General features: G+C 63.3%; 13 protein-coding genes. 12 read left to right on the forward strand and 1 reads right to left on the reverse strand.

The genetic code is table 11. The annotated features are described in order from the left end of the window. Window positions 1-7 precede the first annotated feature (7 nt). From FNA67_RS07885 to FNA67_RS07925, 9 genes are all read left to right on the forward strand, one after another. Window positions 8-994 (forward strand): ABC transporter permease, encoded by a 987-nt coding sequence (locus tag FNA67_RS07885; RefSeq protein ID WP_147655656.1) that lies wholly within the window; start codon window positions 8-10, stop codon window positions 992-994. After that, complete coding sequence (locus FNA67_RS07890; protein WP_147655657.1) at window positions 995-1,921, forward strand: ABC transporter permease; 927 nt, start codon at window positions 995-997, stop codon at window positions 1,919-1,921. Further along, window positions 1,914-3,545, forward strand: coding sequence for a dipeptide ABC transporter ATP-binding protein (locus tag FNA67_RS07895; protein ID WP_147655658.1), 1,632 nt, complete (start codon window positions 1,914-1,916; stop codon window positions 3,543-3,545). The genes FNA67_RS07890 and FNA67_RS07895 overlap by 8 nt, the downstream gene beginning before the upstream one ends. A 2-nt stretch (window positions 3,546-3,547) precedes the next feature. Then, on the forward strand, window positions 3,548-4,621 hold the full coding sequence (locus tag FNA67_RS07900) for a sugar phosphate isomerase/epimerase family protein (protein WP_147655659.1): 1,074 nt from the start codon (window positions 3,548-3,550) through the stop codon (window positions 4,619-4,621). Window positions 4,622-4,628: 7 nt separating this feature from the next. Further along, window positions 4,629-5,450: a PIG-L deacetylase family protein gene (locus tag FNA67_RS07905; protein ID WP_147655660.1), complete on the forward strand. Its 822-nt coding sequence runs from the start codon at window positions 4,629-4,631 to the stop codon at window positions 5,448-5,450. Between the two features lie 420 nt (window positions 5,451-5,870). Next, window positions 5,871-7,301: an extracellular solute-binding protein gene (locus FNA67_RS07910; RefSeq protein ID WP_049704674.1), complete on the forward strand. Its 1,431-nt coding sequence runs from the start codon at window positions 5,871-5,873 to the stop codon at window positions 7,299-7,301. A gap of 165 nt (window positions 7,302-7,466) precedes the next feature. Further along, on the forward strand, window positions 7,467-8,306 hold the full coding sequence (locus FNA67_RS07915) for a carbohydrate ABC transporter permease (protein WP_049704675.1): 840 nt from the start codon (window positions 7,467-7,469) through the stop codon (window positions 8,304-8,306). Continuing rightward, window positions 8,303-9,196, forward strand: coding sequence for a carbohydrate ABC transporter permease (locus FNA67_RS07920; RefSeq protein WP_147655661.1), 894 nt, complete (start codon window positions 8,303-8,305; stop codon window positions 9,194-9,196). Before FNA67_RS07915 ends, FNA67_RS07920 begins: the two co-directional genes overlap by 4 nt. Further along, on the forward strand, window positions 9,193-10,632 hold the full coding sequence (locus FNA67_RS07925; RefSeq protein WP_147655662.1) for an amidohydrolase family protein: 1,440 nt from the start codon (window positions 9,193-9,195) through the stop codon (window positions 10,630-10,632). Before FNA67_RS07920 ends, FNA67_RS07925 begins: the two co-directional genes overlap by 4 nt. A 47-nt stretch (window positions 10,633-10,679) precedes the next feature. Here FNA67_RS07925 and FNA67_RS07930 read toward each other — a convergent pair whose 3' ends face one another. Continuing rightward, entirely contained in the window at window positions 10,680-12,863 is a 2,184-nt protein-coding gene (locus tag FNA67_RS07930; protein ID WP_147655663.1) for a malate synthase G, read from the reverse strand. A gap of 399 nt (window positions 12,864-13,262) precedes the next feature. Here FNA67_RS07930 and FNA67_RS07935 point away from each other — a divergent pair, with 399 nt between their 5' ends. Genes FNA67_RS07935 through FNA67_RS07945 form a run of 3 tightly spaced genes read left to right on the forward strand, consistent with a single transcriptional unit; the run spans window position 13,263 to window position 16,737 of the window. Beyond that, window positions 13,263-14,339, forward strand: coding sequence for a sugar phosphate isomerase/epimerase family protein (locus FNA67_RS07935; protein WP_147655664.1), 1,077 nt, complete (start codon window positions 13,263-13,265; stop codon window positions 14,337-14,339). Beyond that, window positions 14,336-15,268: a sugar phosphate isomerase/epimerase family protein gene (locus tag FNA67_RS07940; RefSeq protein WP_170267247.1), complete on the forward strand. Its 933-nt coding sequence runs from the start codon at window positions 14,336-14,338 to the stop codon at window positions 15,266-15,268. Before FNA67_RS07935 ends, FNA67_RS07940 begins: the two co-directional genes overlap by 4 nt. Then, entirely contained in the window at window positions 15,265-16,737 is a 1,473-nt protein-coding gene (locus tag FNA67_RS07945) for an amidohydrolase family protein (RefSeq protein ID WP_147655666.1), read from the forward strand. Before FNA67_RS07940 ends, FNA67_RS07945 begins: the two co-directional genes overlap by 4 nt. Window positions 16,738-16,752 lie beyond the last annotated feature (15 nt).

Consider the following 16,752-nt stretch of genomic DNA (forward strand, 5'->3'; position numbering starts at 1 on the left):
GAACCCAATGTACTATGTCTTGAAGCGGCTGGCGTTCTACCTGCTGGCAGCATTCGTCGCCATCACGGTGAACTTCTTCATACCCCGGCTTACCCCTGGCGATCCGGCCTCAACGATCGTGGCCACCTACTCCACGTCCATGAACGCGGAGTCACTGCAGGCCCTCAAGACGGCCTATGGCCTGACCGACGACCCTCTGGTGCAGCAGTATTTCACCTACCTGGGCAACATCTTCAAAGGCGATTTTGGGCGCTCTCTTTCGCAGTTTCCGGCGCCGGTTCTTTCGGTCATCGGGGCGGGCTTCGGTTGGTCGGCCCTGCTTGGGCTCACTGCCGTGTTCCTCAGCTTCATCATCGGATCGGGGCTCGGCGCGCTGGCTGCCTGGCGGCGCGGAGGCTTCTTCGACCGCGTGACCCCTCCGGTGCTGCTGTTCCTGGGCTCGTTCCCGTACTTCTTCCTGGCGCTCCTGCTGTTCTACGTCTTCTGCTTTAAGCTCGGTTGGTTCCCGATGGGCAACGCCTATTCGAGCGTCAATCCGCCGCCCTTCACGCTCGCCGGCATCGGAGACGTCCTACTGCATCTGATGATGCCGGCCTTCACGATCGTTCTCGTTTCCCTCGGGCCGTGGACGCTCAACATGCGCAACGCCATGATCGGAGTGCTGAGCGAGGACTACCTGACGCTGGCCGAAGCCAAGGGGCTCCCGCCCCGGCGGGTACTTTTCGACCATGCGGTGCGAACGGCGCTGCTGCCCAATATTACGGCGCTGGGCGCCGCAATCGGGGGCGTGTTCTCGGGGCAGTTGCTCACCGAAATCGTCTTCACCTATCCCGGACTTGGTTACGCGCTCATGCGGGCCGTGAGCGCAGTGGATTACCCGCTGATGCAAGCCCTGTTTCTCATCATCACGCTCTCGGTGCTTGCCGCAAACTTCCTCGTCGACACCGTTTACGTGTTCCTCGATCCGCGCGTCCGCGCCGGTGGGGAGGCATAATTGGCCCTTATCGATACATTTAGCGCTCGTGCGCGCCGGCAGATGCTGGGGTCCGTTCCGGTTGCGGTCGGTCTGGTTATCCTCGGGACGCTGATCCTCGTGTGCGCCCTCGCGCCGTGGATTGCTCCCTATCATCCGACGCGGGCCGTTGGCGGCATCAACGAACCTCCGTCGTTGGCACATCTTTTCGGCACGACCGGGCAGGGACAGGACGTTCTCAGCCAGTTCCTCTATGGCGGGCAGAACACCCTCTGGGTGGCCTTCGCCATCGCCGTCCTCACCACGCTGATCGCGCTCGTCGTGGCATTGACCAGTGCCTATTTCAGAGGTTGGGTCGATGACGCGCTGACCCTGGTTTCGAATGTCTTTCTCGTCATTCCAGGCCTGCCGCTCGTCGTGGTGCTGGCGGCGTTCCTGCCGCCCGGCTCGCTCACCATCATTATCGTCCTCACCCTGACGGGTTGGGCTTTCGGGGCGCGACTTTTCCGCTCGCAGGCACTCTCGCTGCGCGAACGGGAGTTCATCGCGGCGGCCGAGGATGTCGGGGAGAGCCGGTGGCGCATAGTGGCGATCGAACTGCTGCCGAATATGGGCTCGGTCGTTGCCGCGTACTTCGTCAACCAGGTGATCTTTGCCATCACCGCCCAGGCCTCGCTCGAGTTTCTCGGGCTGGGCAATGGCGGGCAGGTGACCTGGGGGACGATGCTGTTCTGGGCCCAGAACACCTCGGCATTGATCCGTGGGGCCTGGTGGACATTCGTGGTTCCCGGCATGGCCATCGCGCTCACCGCCTTCTCGCTGGCTCTCATCAACAACGCCGTGGACGAACTGGGCAATCCGCGCCTGCGCGCCGACAGGCTTCTGCGCCGCGCAGGCTTCCGCAAGCCCAGCGCCTCCCTCATGACCCCGGTGAAGCGCAATGACTGAGCAACCCGCACTCGAAATCTCGAACCTGAGCGTCGGTTATGCGGGGGAAAGCGGCATAATCCCGGCAGTCGAGGACGTATCACTCTCCATTGCCCCCGGTGAGTTCGTCGGGCTCGCAGGCGAGTCCGGCTGCGGCAAGTCGACGATCGCCCAGTCGATCCTGCGTCTGCTGCGCGCGCCGGGCGTCATCACGGGAGGGACCATCCGCATCTGCGGGAGCGATGTGCTCTCCTCGGACGACGACAAGGTACGTGCCCTGCGCTGGCGCACGGCATCCATCGTGCTGCAGAATTCGCTGACCTCGCTCAACCCGGTCAAGCGCATCGGCTGGCAACTCCAGGAGGTGCTCGATCGCGCCAAAGGCAGCGAGACGGCCCGGCGAACCCCCGCCGAGCTTCTGGAAATGGTCGATATCGACCCCGCCCGCTTGCGAGCCTTTCCGCACCAGCTCTCGGGTGGTCAGCGACAGCGCGTCGTGATCGCCATGGCGCTCGCCCTGTGTCCTGCGCTCGTTATCCTCGATGAGCCCACCACCGCGCTCGATGTGATCGTGCAGCAGGAGATATTCGTCACGGTCAAGGCTTTGCAGCAACGCATGGGCTTTGCCGTCCTGCTCATCACCCACGATCTGCCCTTGCTCTTCGATGTCGCGGACAGGATTGCCGTGATGAAGGATGGCAGGATCGTCGAAAACGCGACCATCGAGGACTTCCGCCGAAACCCCAGGCATCCCTATTCTCGTGTCCTGATCGAGGCGACGCCTCGGTTGAACCTCTCCGGGCCGGGTTCGGCGCGGCCGCCGTCGGCTGCTCATCCGGTCCTGGAGACGGCGCATCTGAGGAAAACCTATGGCGACGCCCCCTGGTCGCACGCATCCGCCCTGGTAGCCGTCGATGATGTTTCGCTGCGGGTCGCGCCCAGTGAGATCGTGGCCATTGTCGGTGCGTCAGGCAGCGGGAAATCCACGCTGGGACGCATGGTGACGGGTCTCATTCGCCCGACCTCGGGCGACATTCTGCTCGACGGTCGCCCACCGGTGCCCGTCTCGCAGCGCAGGAAGGGGCAATCCCGCGCGGCCCAGATGGTCTTCCAGGACGTCTATGGTTCGCTCAATCCCCTGCATACGATCGGCCATCACCTCCGCCGCGCGGTCATCTCCGCGCCCAGTGGCGGCAGGGACGTTGCCAGGCGGGTTGACGACCTGCTGGCCGAGGTCGGGCTGACGCCTCCCTCCAATTACCTCGATCGTCGTCCGCACGAATTGTCGGGCGGCCAGCGTCAGCGCGTGGGCCTCGCTCGTGCCCTGGCGGCATCGCCAAAGCTTCTGGTGGCGGACGAACCCGTCTCGATGCTCGACGTTTCCATCCGCCGCGACATCCTCAGTCTCATTGCGCGGCTGCGCGACGAACAGGGCGTGGCTGTTCTCTACATCACGCACGACGTGATCAGCGCAGGCTACATCGCCGATCGGATCGTGGTCATGCACCGCGGCCAGATCGTTGAGGAGGGCCCCGCCAAGGCGGTGCTCGCCAATCCCCGGCACGACTACACCCGCCGCCTCATCGCCGCCGTTCCAGGCGGCATCGCTCCGGCCGACGCGGCCGCCCTCCAACCAGCGACCTGAACATGACAAGTCTCACTGTCCCTCCAATTCGTGTCGGCATAGACGGCCGAAAGTTCCCTCGTGCCTCCGAACTGGGTCCGATCAAACTCATCGAGCGCTGCGCCGAACTCGGCCATGAAGGTGTCTTCTTCCGCACGGTGCTCGATGTCTCGCCCACCCTCGACCGTGGCTTCCTGCGCGCGGTCAAGCAGCGCGCCGATGATTTCGGCCTCTACCTCGAAATGGGCCTGGGCAAGATCAACCCCTACAACACCCCCGAAGCCCCCGAAGTGCGCGATGTCGGCAAGGGCGACTACCTGCTCGGCATGACCCGCATGATCGAGGCCACCACCGAGATCGGCTGTACGGCGCTCTGGGGCGATACCGCGAACTATCAGCGGCACGACTGGGGCCTCCATGCCATCGACCGCTATCGCACCGACGTCACCTGGGAGGACCAGCTCGACGCTACGCGGAAGTTCCTGCTGCGGCTTGCGCCGGTGCTCAAGGATCATGGGGCCGTCGTTGCCATCGAGACGCACGAGGAAATCACCACGACCGAGATCGTGCGGCTGATCGAGGCTGTAGGCACGGACGTGGCCGGTGTCACGCTCGACCTGGCTAACGTCGTGGTGCGCGGGGAGGATCCGGTGGCGGCCACCCGGCGCGTGGCGCCCTATGTGCGCAAGACCCACATGCGGGACCTCATTCTCTTCGAGCGCCCGATGGGGTTGGAGCGACAGATCCGCGCCATCGGCGACGGACTTATCGATTGGCAAGCCGTGCTTGGCGCGCTCTTCGCTGCCGGGGTCAATCCCAACTTCACCATCGAGAATGTCTGGGGTCCGGACAGGAATCAGATTCCGCTCTTCGATCCGGATTGGCAGGCCCGTCAGCCCGATGCCGAACTCGGCGAGATCCTCGAACTCATCCGTCTTTCGCGCCTCTTCGAGGCCGCGGTCCGTGCCGGCACGATGCCGCCGCCGGACGACTACTATTCCGTCCAGGCCGATCTCCCCGAGCTGGAAGGTTTCGTCGAGCGTAGCGCTCGAGCCCTCAAATCCGCGGCAGCAGCCCTCGCCGCCGCAAAGGAGTGATGTTTAGATGAATTACCCGCTCAAGGTCCTCGTCATCGAGGCGCATCCGGACGAGGCCGAAATGTATGCCGGCGGCACCATGCGGCTCCTCGCCGACAAGGGCGCTGCCGTCAAGTTCATGTCCCTGACCAACGGCGACGCCGGCCACCATCTCATGGAACGCGGGCCGCTCAAGCGTCGACGCGCCCGTGAGGCCTACGCCGCGGCTCGCCTCTTGGGTGTGCTCGACTATGAAATTCTCGATAATCACGACGGCGAGTTGATGCCCGACCTGGCGCTGCGCCAGAAGGTCATCTCGGCCATCTGCCGCTGGCAGGCCGACGTGGTGATCACCTTCCACGACGAGTGTGATGGGCACCTGGACAACCGCAACGCCGCCAGGGTCGTGCGCGAAGCCGTCGGCTTCTCAGGCAATGCCAACATCGTGGGCGATGTGCCGGCCCTCGAGCGTGCTCCCATCTGCCTCAAGATGACCGACTATGGCGCGATTGGCGTCCATCGGCATGATGTGGTCTTCGATGGCGACGCCTCGATCGAGGCCAAGCTGAAAGCTTGTGCCGCCCACGCAACCCAGTTCCTCGAATACGCACCATTCGAGCGCGGCTTCCTGGACGAAGCAGAGGTCGCCACCGACTGGCCGTCGCAACGCGCCCTGGTCCTCAAGCACTGGCCCGAATTCATGTATGCCCTCGAGGAAATGCGGCCCGCCCTGCGAGCGCGCTACGGCGAGGCTCGAGGCAATGCGATCCAGTTCGCCGAGAGCTTCGACCTTGCGGGATACGGCCGCAAGGTGACGAGCCAGGAGGTGGCTGACGTCTTCGGCATCTAGCGAGTTCGGGCCCACTCCCTGGCCCGCCCTGAGCGCCGCGGTTCCGAAAGGGCCGCGGCGTTTCGTTTGCCTGCCTACCTAAATGTGTATCAAAAACGTATTGCGTATGTATCCAATTGATGCAAGGCTCACATCGTCAGTGGATAGCGGAGCAACTTGCCTGAAAGCCAGGCAAAGTGCTCATAATCGCGACAGATAGGGAACGTCTGCGATAGCGCTAGTCGGACAACCGGTGCTTCTCAACTGAAGTGCTGGGTGTCGACTGATGTGCTCGGTGTGAATCATCTCTAGGAGAAAGATGATACAATATTGAGTGCGGTTAGGCGTATGTGAGGGGCGGCCTCTCTCGACACGAACCGCGTCCGCCGCGGCGACGGGAGTGGTGCAGCCAGACGTCAAACGGCTTGCAAGGAGAGAGACATGGCCGCAGGCAACAATTCATCCAAACCTGAGGGAATTTCCCGTCGGGCCCTTCTGGCCGGCATGGCCGGCACCGCACTAGCGGGTGCGCTCGCCCCGGGCCTCATCGGCACTGCCCGGGCTGCCGGCAACGGCAAGATCGATCTGGGCGGCTATGCCGGTCCGGAACTGACGACGGAGCCGGTAACACTCCGCTTCATGCGCCAGGACTTTACGCCAGACGTCAACGCGCTGCTCGAAGGTGCCTATGCCGAGTTCACCGCGGCATACCCCAACATCACCATCACCGAAGAAAAGGTGCCGTACGGCGACCTGCAGAAGAAGCTGCTTGTCTACATCGCCTCCAACGATGCGCCCGACATCATGATGGGGCGCACGGATTTCGCCGACGCCTACCACGCCGGCAAGGTAGCGCTGCCGCTCCAGGACTATTTTGCGCCCGAATACGTCGCCGATATTCCCGAGAACTTGCGCAACGCCGCCTCTTCGGGTGGCAACCTCTACTGCGTGCCTTGGGAAACCAGCGTCATGCTGCTCTATTTCAACCGCGACCTCTTCGAAAAGGCCGGCGTCCCAACGCCTCCCGAAGTCGAAGGGCTCGAGGGCGGCTGGACCGACGAAGAACTCATCGCGCGTCTTGAAGAGGTCAACGCCAAGCTCAAGGCTGCGGGCGATAACCAGTCCTGGGCGCTGGCGGCAGCTGGGCAGGGGAACGGTGGGCCCGGAGCCAACTACAGCCAGCTCGAAAGCATCTGGATCCGCTCGCAGGGCGATCCCAACGCGGCAAAGGACTCGTCAGCCTACAAGACCCTCATGGGGATCAGCGACGACGGCTTGTCGGTGTCGGGCTATATCGACACGCCCGAGGCCATCAAGGGAATGCAGTATTACCAGAGCCTCTTCTCCAAGGGCCTGACACCGCTTGGCCCGGTGCCGAACCAGTTCCCCGGGGGTATCGCGGCCACATATTTCGGCGGACTGAACTTCACCAACCGCTTCCGCGTGCCGGGGCAGGAGCCGAAATTCAAATGGGGCGTGTCGCTGCCGCCCAAGGGCAACATCGTCTTTAACGGCAACGGTTCGGATTCGCCGCTCGTCTGGTCGAAGGCGAAGCACCCGGCTGAAGCCGTGGCGTTGCTGGCCTTCCTCTGCAACGACAAGAACAGGCTCGCTTTCCACAAGGCCTGGGGTTCGATGCCCTCTCGTACTTCGCTACGGACGGCCATGAGCGAGTTTGCAACCGAGCAGCCGTTCAAGATGGCCTCCGCCCTCTCAGACGCCTCCTACAGCGTGCCGCGGACACCCGGGTACTTCGACTACTTCAACGCCATGAATCCGGCGGTCAAGGACATCGCCCTGGGCGCCGACCCGGCAAAGGTACTGCCGGATACGGCTGCGAAGATCGATCGCCTCCTGGCCAAGTACAAGTAAGCCGGACCAACCGGACAAGCGGGGTGGCGGCCCGACCTTTCGGCCGACCGCCCCGCGTCTTCGATCAGGAAGCGCGGAGGGTGTTCCATGCAGGCCACAGCGGCAAAGCCTCCCCGGGAGCGACAATGGACCGGGCAAAACAGTAACCCAATTCTTGGCCTGGCCATGATCCTGCCGGCCGCTGCGGCGCTGGCGCTGTTCCAGTTCCTGCCGCTGATCACGGCGGTGCTCAACAGTCTCCAGTCCTTCAGTCCTTTCGACCAGTCATCGACCGGCTGGGTAGGGCTGGACAACTACGCGGAGCTGCTCGCCGATCCTGCGTTCCGCTCAGCTCTCCTGAATACCTTCGTCTATATCGCCCTCATGCTTGGGCTCACCATACCGCTGGCGTTGGTGCTGGCTGTACTGCTTGACAAACGGCTGCCCGGCTCGACCTGGTCGCGCAACGCCATCATCGGGGCGCTTGCGGCATCCGAAGCGGTGACGGCGCTCATCTGGAACCAGATGTACGAGCCCTCGAGCGGCCTCTTCAACGCCATCCTCAACGCCGTGCATCTGCCGACCCAGCCGTTTCTCACTGGGAGTAGCCAGGCACTCATCAGCATCGTCATCATGTCGGTGTGGAAGGATGTGGGGTTGCCCATGCTCATCTTTCTCGCCGGACTTCAGGCCATTCCGCGCGAACTGCCGGAGGCCGCTGAACTCGATGGTGCCAGCGAGCGCCAGGTATTCTGGACCATCACGCTCCCCTTGCTGCGCCCCAGCATCATCGTGGCGCTGTTCATGATGACCATCACCGCCACGCGCATGTTTACGCCCATCCTCATCATGACCCAGGGCGGTCCGCAGGGATCGACCACCAACCTTGCGCTCTATTCCTACATGCTCGGCTTCGAATTCCAGTCGCCCGGCTCCGCCTCTGCGAGCGTCGTCTGCATGCTGGTTGTGCTGGCGCTGGTCACCGCTGCCCAGAGCTTCATCCTGCGCGACAAGGAGGCGAAATGACCACGGCGTCCCTAACTCTGCCGCAGGCCGGCTCCGTCGATCGCGCCGAGCGCCGTCACTTCATCGCGCGTCGCGCAGGTTCAATGATCCTCCTCGCCGCAATCGGGATCATCTTCGTCTTTCCGATCGCCTGGGCCGCACTGTCCTCGTTCAAGTCCACCAACGACATCATCACCGGCACCTTCCCCTTGTCGTGGTCCTCTTTCCTGCCGCTCCAGCCCACCTTCGAGAACTACTTCTACCTCTTCACCGAGCTCAATTTTCAGCGGAACCTGCTCAATACGCTCATCGCTGCCTGCGGGCAGGTGGGCATCGCCGTGGTGGCCTCTTCGCTTGCCGGCTACGCCTTTGCCCGCTTGCGCTTCCCCGGCAGCCGCGTGGTGTTCGCACTGTTGCTGCTGACCGCCTTCATCCCGGTCGAAGCCATCATCGTCCCGCTCTATCGCATCATGCAGTGGCTGGGCCTCGTCTCGACCTATCCCGCGCTGTTCCTGCCCTTCGCGTGCAATCCTTTCGGCATCTTCCTGATGCGCCAGGCCTTCCGGGACATTCCGCTCGAAATGGAAGAGGCCGCCAAGATCGATGGAGCAGGGCCGCTCCGCGTGTTCCTCACCATCGCTTTACCCAACGTCAAGCCGACACTGGCGACGCTCGTGCTCATCCAGTTCATCTGGTCGTGGAATGCCTATCTCTGGCCACTTGTGATCATGCAGGACCCCAATAAGCAGATTGCCCAGGTGGCGATCGCCAATCTCAAGTCCATTCCCAATTTCCCGATGGACGGACCGCTTTTCGCTGCCGCCACGGCCGTCACCATCCCGCTGGTCATCCTCTCCATCGTGCTCCAGCGCTACTATGTCCGCGGCCTCGTTACCTCCGGAATGAAATGACCATCACCCTGCTCAAAGCCAAATGGATTGTCGGTCACAAGAACGGCCGGCATTGCCTCTATGAAGATGGCGAAATCGCTGTCTCCGGCCACAGTGTCCTCTTTGTCGGCAAGGCCTTCCCGGGAAGTGCGGAAAGGGTGCTGGACTACGGAAATGCGCTGATCGGACCGGGATTTGTCGATCTGGATGCCGTCTCAGATCTCGACACGACGGTCCTGGGTTTCGACAACCAGCCACCGGCGCGGAAGGGGCGCGTCTGGCCTCAAAGCTACATGCAGGCGGGTCCTATCGAGATGTATACGCGCGAGGAACTGGCCTTCCAGAAGAAGTATGCCTTCACGCGCCTCATCCGCAGCGGCATCACGACCGCATTGCCGATCGCCTCGCTTTTCTATCGGGAGTGGGGCGAGACGGTCGAGGAATTCTCCGATGCAGCCGGCGCTGCCGAGGAATTGGGCCTGCGCGTCTATCTCGGTCCGGCCTATCGCTCGGGCAACACCTTCGTGCGCGACGACGGCTCGCTCGACTTCCATTTCGATGAGGCCCGAGGGCTGGCTGGCCTTCGGGACGCCGAGAAGTTCTGCGCCGAATTCGAGGGTAGGGGCGATGGCCTCATTCGGACGATGCTCGCCCCCGACCGGGTGGAGACCTGCACGCCTGAACTGCTGCGCCAGTCCGCTGCCGCCTCACGAGAGCTCAACGTCCCCGTTCGCCTCCATAGCTGCCAGTCTCGCTTTGAGTACGACAGCGTCGTCAAACTGCGCGGCATGACGCCGCCGGAATGGCTCAAGAGCCTCGACTTCCTCTCGGAGAGGGCGCTACTGCCGCACGGCACGTTCGTGTCGGGCGACGACCTCGAGATCGTCAGGGACTCTGGGGCCACCATCGTTCACTGCCCGTTGGTCTCGGCGCGCCATGGCAACGCGCTGCGCTCTTTCCGCTCCTATCGCGACATGGGCATCCGCATCGGACTAGGCACCGATACCTATCCGCCAGACATGCTGCTCAACATGCAGGTCGGTCTGATGGTTTGCCGGGTCGTCGAGCAGAACTCCGAAGCCTGTCGTGCGGAAGACTACTACGACGCTGCCACCGTCGCCGGCGCCGATGCCCTGGGCCGCCCGGACCTCGGGCGTTTGCAGCCGGGTGCCAAGGCCGACCTCATTGTGGTGGATTTCGATGATCCCTTCATCGGCCAGACCATCGATCCAATCCAAACGCTGCTGCTCAACGCAACCGCCCACACCATCCGCTCGGTCATGATCAACGGCCGCTTCGTGATGGAAGATGGCGTTATCCCCGGCATCGATGACCGCGCCTATCGCCGTCAGGCCCAGGGGCAGTTCGATGGTGTCGTCGCCAAGTACCCCATGCGCACCCTGGGTCATCCTCCCTTGGAAGAGATATTCTCATCGAGCTATCCCCGCTTTTCCTGACGGCCCCAAAACTAAAAGGCCCCGTCCAGCGACGGGGCCTTTCCTTTTCAGCCGAACAGGGCCTTGGCTTCGCGTCGCCGCGCCGTGAGAATATGTTCAGTATAGCCGTTAGGTTGCTTGCGACCCTTGAGAACCAGGTCCTCGGCCGCCTTGAAGGCAGGGCCGTCGAAGCGGGGTGCCATGGGGCGGTAGCCGGTCGTGCCGGCATTCTGGGCATCTACCACCTCTGCCATGCGCCGCAGCGTTTCGCGCACCTGCGCTTCGCTGACCACGCCGTGATGCAACCAGTTGGCGACGTGCTGGCTGCTGATGCGCAGCGTGGCGCGATCTTCCATCAGCCGCACGTCGTGGATATCGGGCACCGTCGAGCAACCCACGCCCTGATCGACCCAACGCACCACATAGCCCAGCAGGCCTTGCAGGTTGTTCTCGAGCTCGTCGTTCACCTCCTCCGCCGAGTATTCCCTGGTCGAGAGCGGGATGGTCAGCAGGTCGGCCAGTGCGGCGCGCGTTTTGCCTCGCAACTGGTCCTGAACGCTTGCGACGTCGACGGCATGGTAGTGCAATGCATGCAGTGTGGCCGCAGTCGGGGTGGGTACCCAGGCGGTGCTGGCTCCAGCCTTTGGATGGCCGCTCTTCTGGGCCAGCAGGTCCGCCATCTGGTCGGGCGCGGCCCACATGCCCTTGCCGATCTGGGCGCGACCGGGAAGGTTGCGCGCAATGCCGACATCGACATTGTTGTCCTCGTAGGCCTTGATCCAGGCCGTTGCTTTCATCTCGGACTTGCGCACCATGGGGCCGGCTTCCATCGAGGTGTGGATCTCATCACCCGTGCGGTCGAGGAATCCGGTGTTGATGAACACGGTGCGGTCGCGGACCTTGGAAAGACATGCAGCCAAGTTCACCGAGGTGCGGCGTTCTTCGTCCATCACCCCGATCTTCATCGTGTAGCGCTGCAGGCCCGTGAGTTCCTCGATGCGCTTGAAAAGAGCATCGGAGAGCCCGACCTCGTCCGGCCCGTGCATCTTGGGCTTGACGACGTAGACCGAGCCGGTGCGGCTGTTGCGCGCCGCATTCTCGCCGCGGATGTCCTGAACAGCGCTGGCGACTGTAATCGCGGCGTCGAGGATAGCCTCGGGTACCGGCTTGCCGGCCCCGTCAAGCACGGCATCGGTGAACATGTGGTGCCCCACATTGCGCACCAGCATGAGAGAACGACCGTGAACGGTGAGTGACTCTCCCCCGGGCGCCGTGTAGGTGCGGTCGCCGACGAGACGCCGCTCGATCGTCTTGCCGCCCTTCTCGAACTGCGCGGTGAGCTTGCCGGTCATCAGGCCGAGCCAGTTGCGATAGGCCGCGACCTTGTCTTCGGCGTCAACCGCTGCCACGGCATCCTCGAGATCCATGATGGTCGATACCGCCGATTCCACCACGACATCGGCGATGCCAGCCTTGTCGAGCTGGCCAACCGGGCTTTCCCGGTCGATCACGAGCTCGATGTGGAGTCGGTTGTTGACTAACAGGACCTTTGTGGGTGCATGGCGCGGACCGACGAAGCCGGCGAGCTTGTTGTCGTCCACGAGCCGCGTCTTGCGGCCATCCGCCAGCGTTGCCTCGAGCCGTCCGCGCTCGACGGCATAGGCCGTGGCTTCAGCGTGACTGGCGGCGACGAGCGGGGCAGCCTCATCGAGGAACGCGCGCACGCGGGCTATCACCCGTTCTGCGCGACGCGGGTTGAACGCGCCACTTCGGGCAGCGCCGTCGTCGGCACCGATGGCATCGGTGCCGTAGAGCGCGTCATAGAGGCTCCCCCAGCGGGCATTGGCGGCATTGAGGGCGTAGCGCGCATTGGAGACGGGCACGACCAGTTGCGGGCCCGCAATGGTGCCGATCTCGGCATCCACGTTCTTGGTCGCGACCTGGTAGGCGTCGGCGGCAGGGGTGGGCTGCAGGTACCCGATCCCGCGCAGGAACGCCTCGTACTCAGCCGCGTCGTGCGGTTTGCCCTTACGTTCGATGTGCCAGGCGTCGATCTTCCCCTGCATGTCGTCCCGAATGGCAAGCAACTCGTGATGCCTCGGCGTCAGGTCTTTGATGATCGAGGCAAGACCTTCCCAAAAAGCCGCCGGCTCGATCCGAGCGGTCGGCAGCACCTCATCGTCCACGAAGGCGCGCAATGCGGGATGGACGGAAAGACCGGCGACGCTCTCGTAATTGTCGGGCTTGGTCACGGAAAGAGCTCCTTGAAGGATCGAAAATGGGCGGCGAGGCGATGGGGGCGCCCCCGCCACCCTAGGTTGGTTCTGCCGAAGAGACGTCGACCTCCCGAACCGATCCAGCCGTCTGTGATCGGGGCCTGTGCGAGATCGTTCGTTCTCCTCCTCATCGAAGGACTAACAAGCCTGGGGTGCCGATCGTAGGCGCCCAGGGACAGCCTGTGATCGCAAACATTGTATCCATTGACAAGCATTTTTTGATACAAGATAGTATACAAATTCAGTGTTCGGTCACGGGCTAAGATGGGCGTGGTAGACGGAAACAGGCCGGAAATCCGGGGCGTTTGGTGCCTTCCCAGTGCGGGCCGTAGTTACTGGCGGTTTTGTATACAGCTTTAGTCTGAGGAGGCGTGGATGCGGATAGGCGTCGATGGGCGCAAGATACCGGAGGCGGCCCAGCGCGGCCCGGTCGATAGCCTCGACCATGGCAAGAGCTTCGGCATTGGCGGGCTTTTTTACCGGACGGTGCTGGACATGAGCCCCACGCTCGATCGCGGTGAGTTGCGGGCCATCCGCCAGCGTGCGGACGAATTGGGCATGTATGTCGAAACCGGCCTGGGCAAGGTCAATCCCTATGCCAGCCCGGAGGCTCCGGAACTCCGGCGTGCCGGCGATGGCGACATCGTCCTGGGTTTCCGGCGCATGATGGAGGCGTGCGTCGAGATCGGCTGCACTGACCTCTGGATCGCCACCGCGAACTACAAGACCGTCTATGCGGGCAAATGGGCCTATGACCGTTTTCGCACCGACGTGACTTGGGCCGAGCAGCTTGCGGCGACCGAGGGCTTCCTTCACAAGCTCGCGCCTATCGCGCGCGACTTGGGTATCCACATGAACATGGAAACCCACGAAGAGATCACCACCTTCGAGTTGCTCCGCCTTATCGAAGCCGTGGGCGAGGACGTCATGGGCGTGGTGCTCGATACGCTCAACCCGATGCAACGCGGGGAGCATCCGGTCTGGGCCGCGCGGCGGGTCGCGCCCTATGTTCGCCAGACCCATATCAAGGACGCCTATCTCGCCCATGTGCCGGGAGGCATAACCATTCAGGCTCGCGCCTGTGGGGATGGCGTTATCGATTTTGGCGAGGTTCTGAAGGTCCTTGCCGCTCACAACGCCACGGTGAATCTTTCGCTCGAATGCGCAGGGCCCCGTGACGCCAGCTTCGTGCCGCGTCACACGCTGATCGAGGTCTTCGAGCCTGATTGGCTTGCCAACCACCCTGATCTCACCATCGAGGAATACGCCGCGTTCCTCGAACTCGTTCACACCTATGCCAGGCGCATTGCGTCGGGCGAGGTGCCCACGTGGGATCAGTACGTCGCCGCGCCGTTCGGCTATGACGAATCCATCGCAACCATCAAGAAGAGCACCGCGCACCTGCGGGCGATATGCTCCGAACTCAACCTTCCCCTGGAGGCCGCCCCATGATCGGCATCATCAAGAGCTCGCTGCCCGATGCGAGGAACCTTTCGGCGATCGAAGCTCTCAACGCAGCGGCGCAACTAGGGCTCAAAGGACTGCTGTTCAATTCGCTCTACGATCTCAGCCCCAACCTAGATCCGTCCGAGATGCAGACCGTTCGCGCCGAGGCCGACCGGCTCGACCTCTTCATCTCGGCGAGCCTTGGAGTGGTCAATCCGGCGCTGCCGTTTCGCGGCGAGAAGATCGCCGAAGCTGGGGCAGGGGATATGGAGGCCGGGGTACGCCGCCTCGTCAGCCTCGCGGCCGATATCGGCATTCATGACCTGTTCTTCGTCATCGGCATGATCGAGGAGCGATTCAGCGAGACTGTCACCTGGCAGGTGCAGCGCGATGCGGTCGCGGCCTTGATCCTGCGCTGCGCGCCTCTACTGCGCGAGCGCGGCTCCAAACTCCTCATCAAGACCCACGAGGAGATCACGACGGCCGAGATTGTGGCGCTGGTCGAAACCGTCGGCCCGGACCTGTTGGGTGTTGCCTACGACCCGGTCAACGTCCTTTGTCGCCTCGAGGATCCGGTCGAAGCGGCCCGCCGCGTCGCTCCGTTCGCTGTCCAGGTGCACTATGACGATGCCATCGTGCGCTTCGAGGACCGTGGCATTCGCCGCTTCCTCTCACCCGCAGGGGAAGGCGCCATCGATTGGGAGGCCATCCTGGCACTCATGCCCAAAGCCAATGTCTGGATCGAGATGCACAGCGGCCAATTCGCGATGCCTGTCTTCGATCCTGCCTGGTTGCGCTTGCAGCCCGGCATCGCCCTCAACGAATATGCGTCGGTGCTCGCCATGGCCGTCAAGTTCGGCGGACGCGAAATGCCCTGGGACCAGACCAGGCCCACCGACCGCCTGCCTCAAGCCTACCGGAACCTCTTGAAATGACCGATCTCCTTCTCCTGCACGGCACCGTCATCACCGTCGACCGCGAACGCCGCATCATCGAAGACGGCGCCGTCGCTATCTCCGGCGACCGGATCGTGGAGGTTGGCACCTCCGCCGAACTCGAACCGAAGCACGTCGGCAAGAAGATCGTCGATTGCCGCGGCAAGGTGGTGATTCCGGGGCTGGTCGATGCGCACGGTCACGCCGGTCACTCGCTCATCAAGACCATCGCGGCCGATAGCCCGTCGATGTGGATGCGCATCGTCACGCCGACGTACTACCACTACGCCACGCGCGACTTCTGGTACGCCGACGGGTTGGTTTCCGGCCTCGAGCGGCTGCGCGCCGGCGTCACCACCGGCGCCAGTATCATCGCCTCGATGCCGCGCAGCGATGACCCCGTCTTCGGCATCAACCACGCCAAGGCCTACACCGAGGTCGGTATCAAGGAAATCCTCTGCGTGGGGCCGGCCGGTCTCCCCTGGCCGCATCCGGTCACGCGATGGGATACCGGCAGGCCCGTCCGCCATGACGTGACCTTCGAGGAAATGATCGAGGGCGCAGAGGCGGTGATCGAGGCCGTCAACGGGAGCGCCGACGGCCGCATCAAGGTTTACCTGACGCCCTTTACCATTGCGCCTTCCGTCGATCCCTCCAATCCGTCGACCCCGGACAAGGCCGTCAATCTCACGGCCGATGACCGGATGCAAGCGCGGCGGGTGCGAGAGACCGCCCGCAAATGGGGCGTTCGCATCCATTCTGATGCCTTTGCCGGCCAGGTGCGCATGGCGTTCCAGGACAAGGAAAACGCACTGCTCGGGCCCGATGTACACCTGCAGCACTGCATCGGTCTGTCTCACGAGGAGGTCGATATCCTCGCCGAAACCGGGACGCACATGACGCACTCCCCGGGCGGCCGGGCACCGATCCTCGACATGATTTCCAAGGGCGTCAACGTGGCCATCACCTCGGACGGCACCGCGCCGCGCCGGCCCTTCGACATGTTCCAGATGGCCCGTATGGCCCAGTTCGCCCAGCAAATGCTTCATGTCGACCAATATCTGCTGCCGCCCGGCAAGCTACTCGAAATGATCACCATCGACGCGGCAAAGGCGCTTGGCCTCGACCACGAGGTCGGTTCGCTGGACGCCGGCAAGAAAGCGGACGTCACCATTATCGACATGCGCCAACCGCACCTGACGCCGAACTGGATGGTGGTGCATCGCCTCATGCATCAGGCCGTGGGGAGCGACGTCGATACGGTGATCGTCGATGGCAAGATCCTGATGGAGGGCCGTAAGGTGCTCACCGTCGATATGATCGACGCCCTCGATTTCGGTGAACGCGAAGCCTGGGCGCTCGTGGAGCGAGCGGGGCTGAGGGCGCACATGCACGATCCAGGCTGGGGCCAGTTGAGCCGCACGTTCAGCGAACCTATCGTCCCTCCCGCACCGCCAAGGATCGACTAGTCATGGGGTATCCCG

The organism is Youhaiella tibetensis, from assembly GCF_008000755.1.
Taxonomy (GTDB): domain Bacteria; phylum Pseudomonadota; class Alphaproteobacteria; order Rhizobiales; family Devosiaceae; genus Paradevosia; species Paradevosia tibetensis.

Coding starts and splice junctions, on each gene's coding strand:
- FNA67_RS07885 (WP_147655656.1), top strand. CDS start 8: ATGTACTATGTCTTGAAGCGGCTGGCGTTCTACCTGCTGGCAGCATTC.
- FNA67_RS07895 (WP_147655658.1), top strand. CDS start 1,914: ATGACTGAGCAACCCGCACTCGAAATCTCGAACCTGAGCGTCGGTTAT.
- FNA67_RS07900 (WP_147655659.1), top strand. CDS start 3,548: ATGACAAGTCTCACTGTCCCTCCAATTCGTGTCGGCATAGACGGCCGA.
- FNA67_RS07905 (WP_147655660.1), top strand. CDS start 4,629: ATGAATTACCCGCTCAAGGTCCTCGTCATCGAGGCGCATCCGGACGAG.
- FNA67_RS07910 (WP_049704674.1), top strand. CDS start 5,871: ATGGCCGCAGGCAACAATTCATCCAAACCTGAGGGAATTTCCCGTCGG.
- FNA67_RS07915 (WP_049704675.1), top strand. CDS start 7,467: ATGATCCTGCCGGCCGCTGCGGCGCTGGCGCTGTTCCAGTTCCTGCCG.
- FNA67_RS07920 (WP_147655661.1), top strand. CDS start 8,303: ATGACCACGGCGTCCCTAACTCTGCCGCAGGCCGGCTCCGTCGATCGC.
- FNA67_RS07925 (WP_147655662.1), top strand. CDS start 9,193: ATGACCATCACCCTGCTCAAAGCCAAATGGATTGTCGGTCACAAGAAC.
- FNA67_RS07935 (WP_147655664.1), top strand. CDS start 13,263: ATGCGGATAGGCGTCGATGGGCGCAAGATACCGGAGGCGGCCCAGCGC.
- FNA67_RS07940 (WP_170267247.1), top strand. CDS start 14,336: ATGATCGGCATCATCAAGAGCTCGCTGCCCGATGCGAGGAACCTTTCG.
- FNA67_RS07945 (WP_147655666.1), top strand. CDS start 15,265: ATGACCGATCTCCTTCTCCTGCACGGCACCGTCATCACCGTCGACCGC.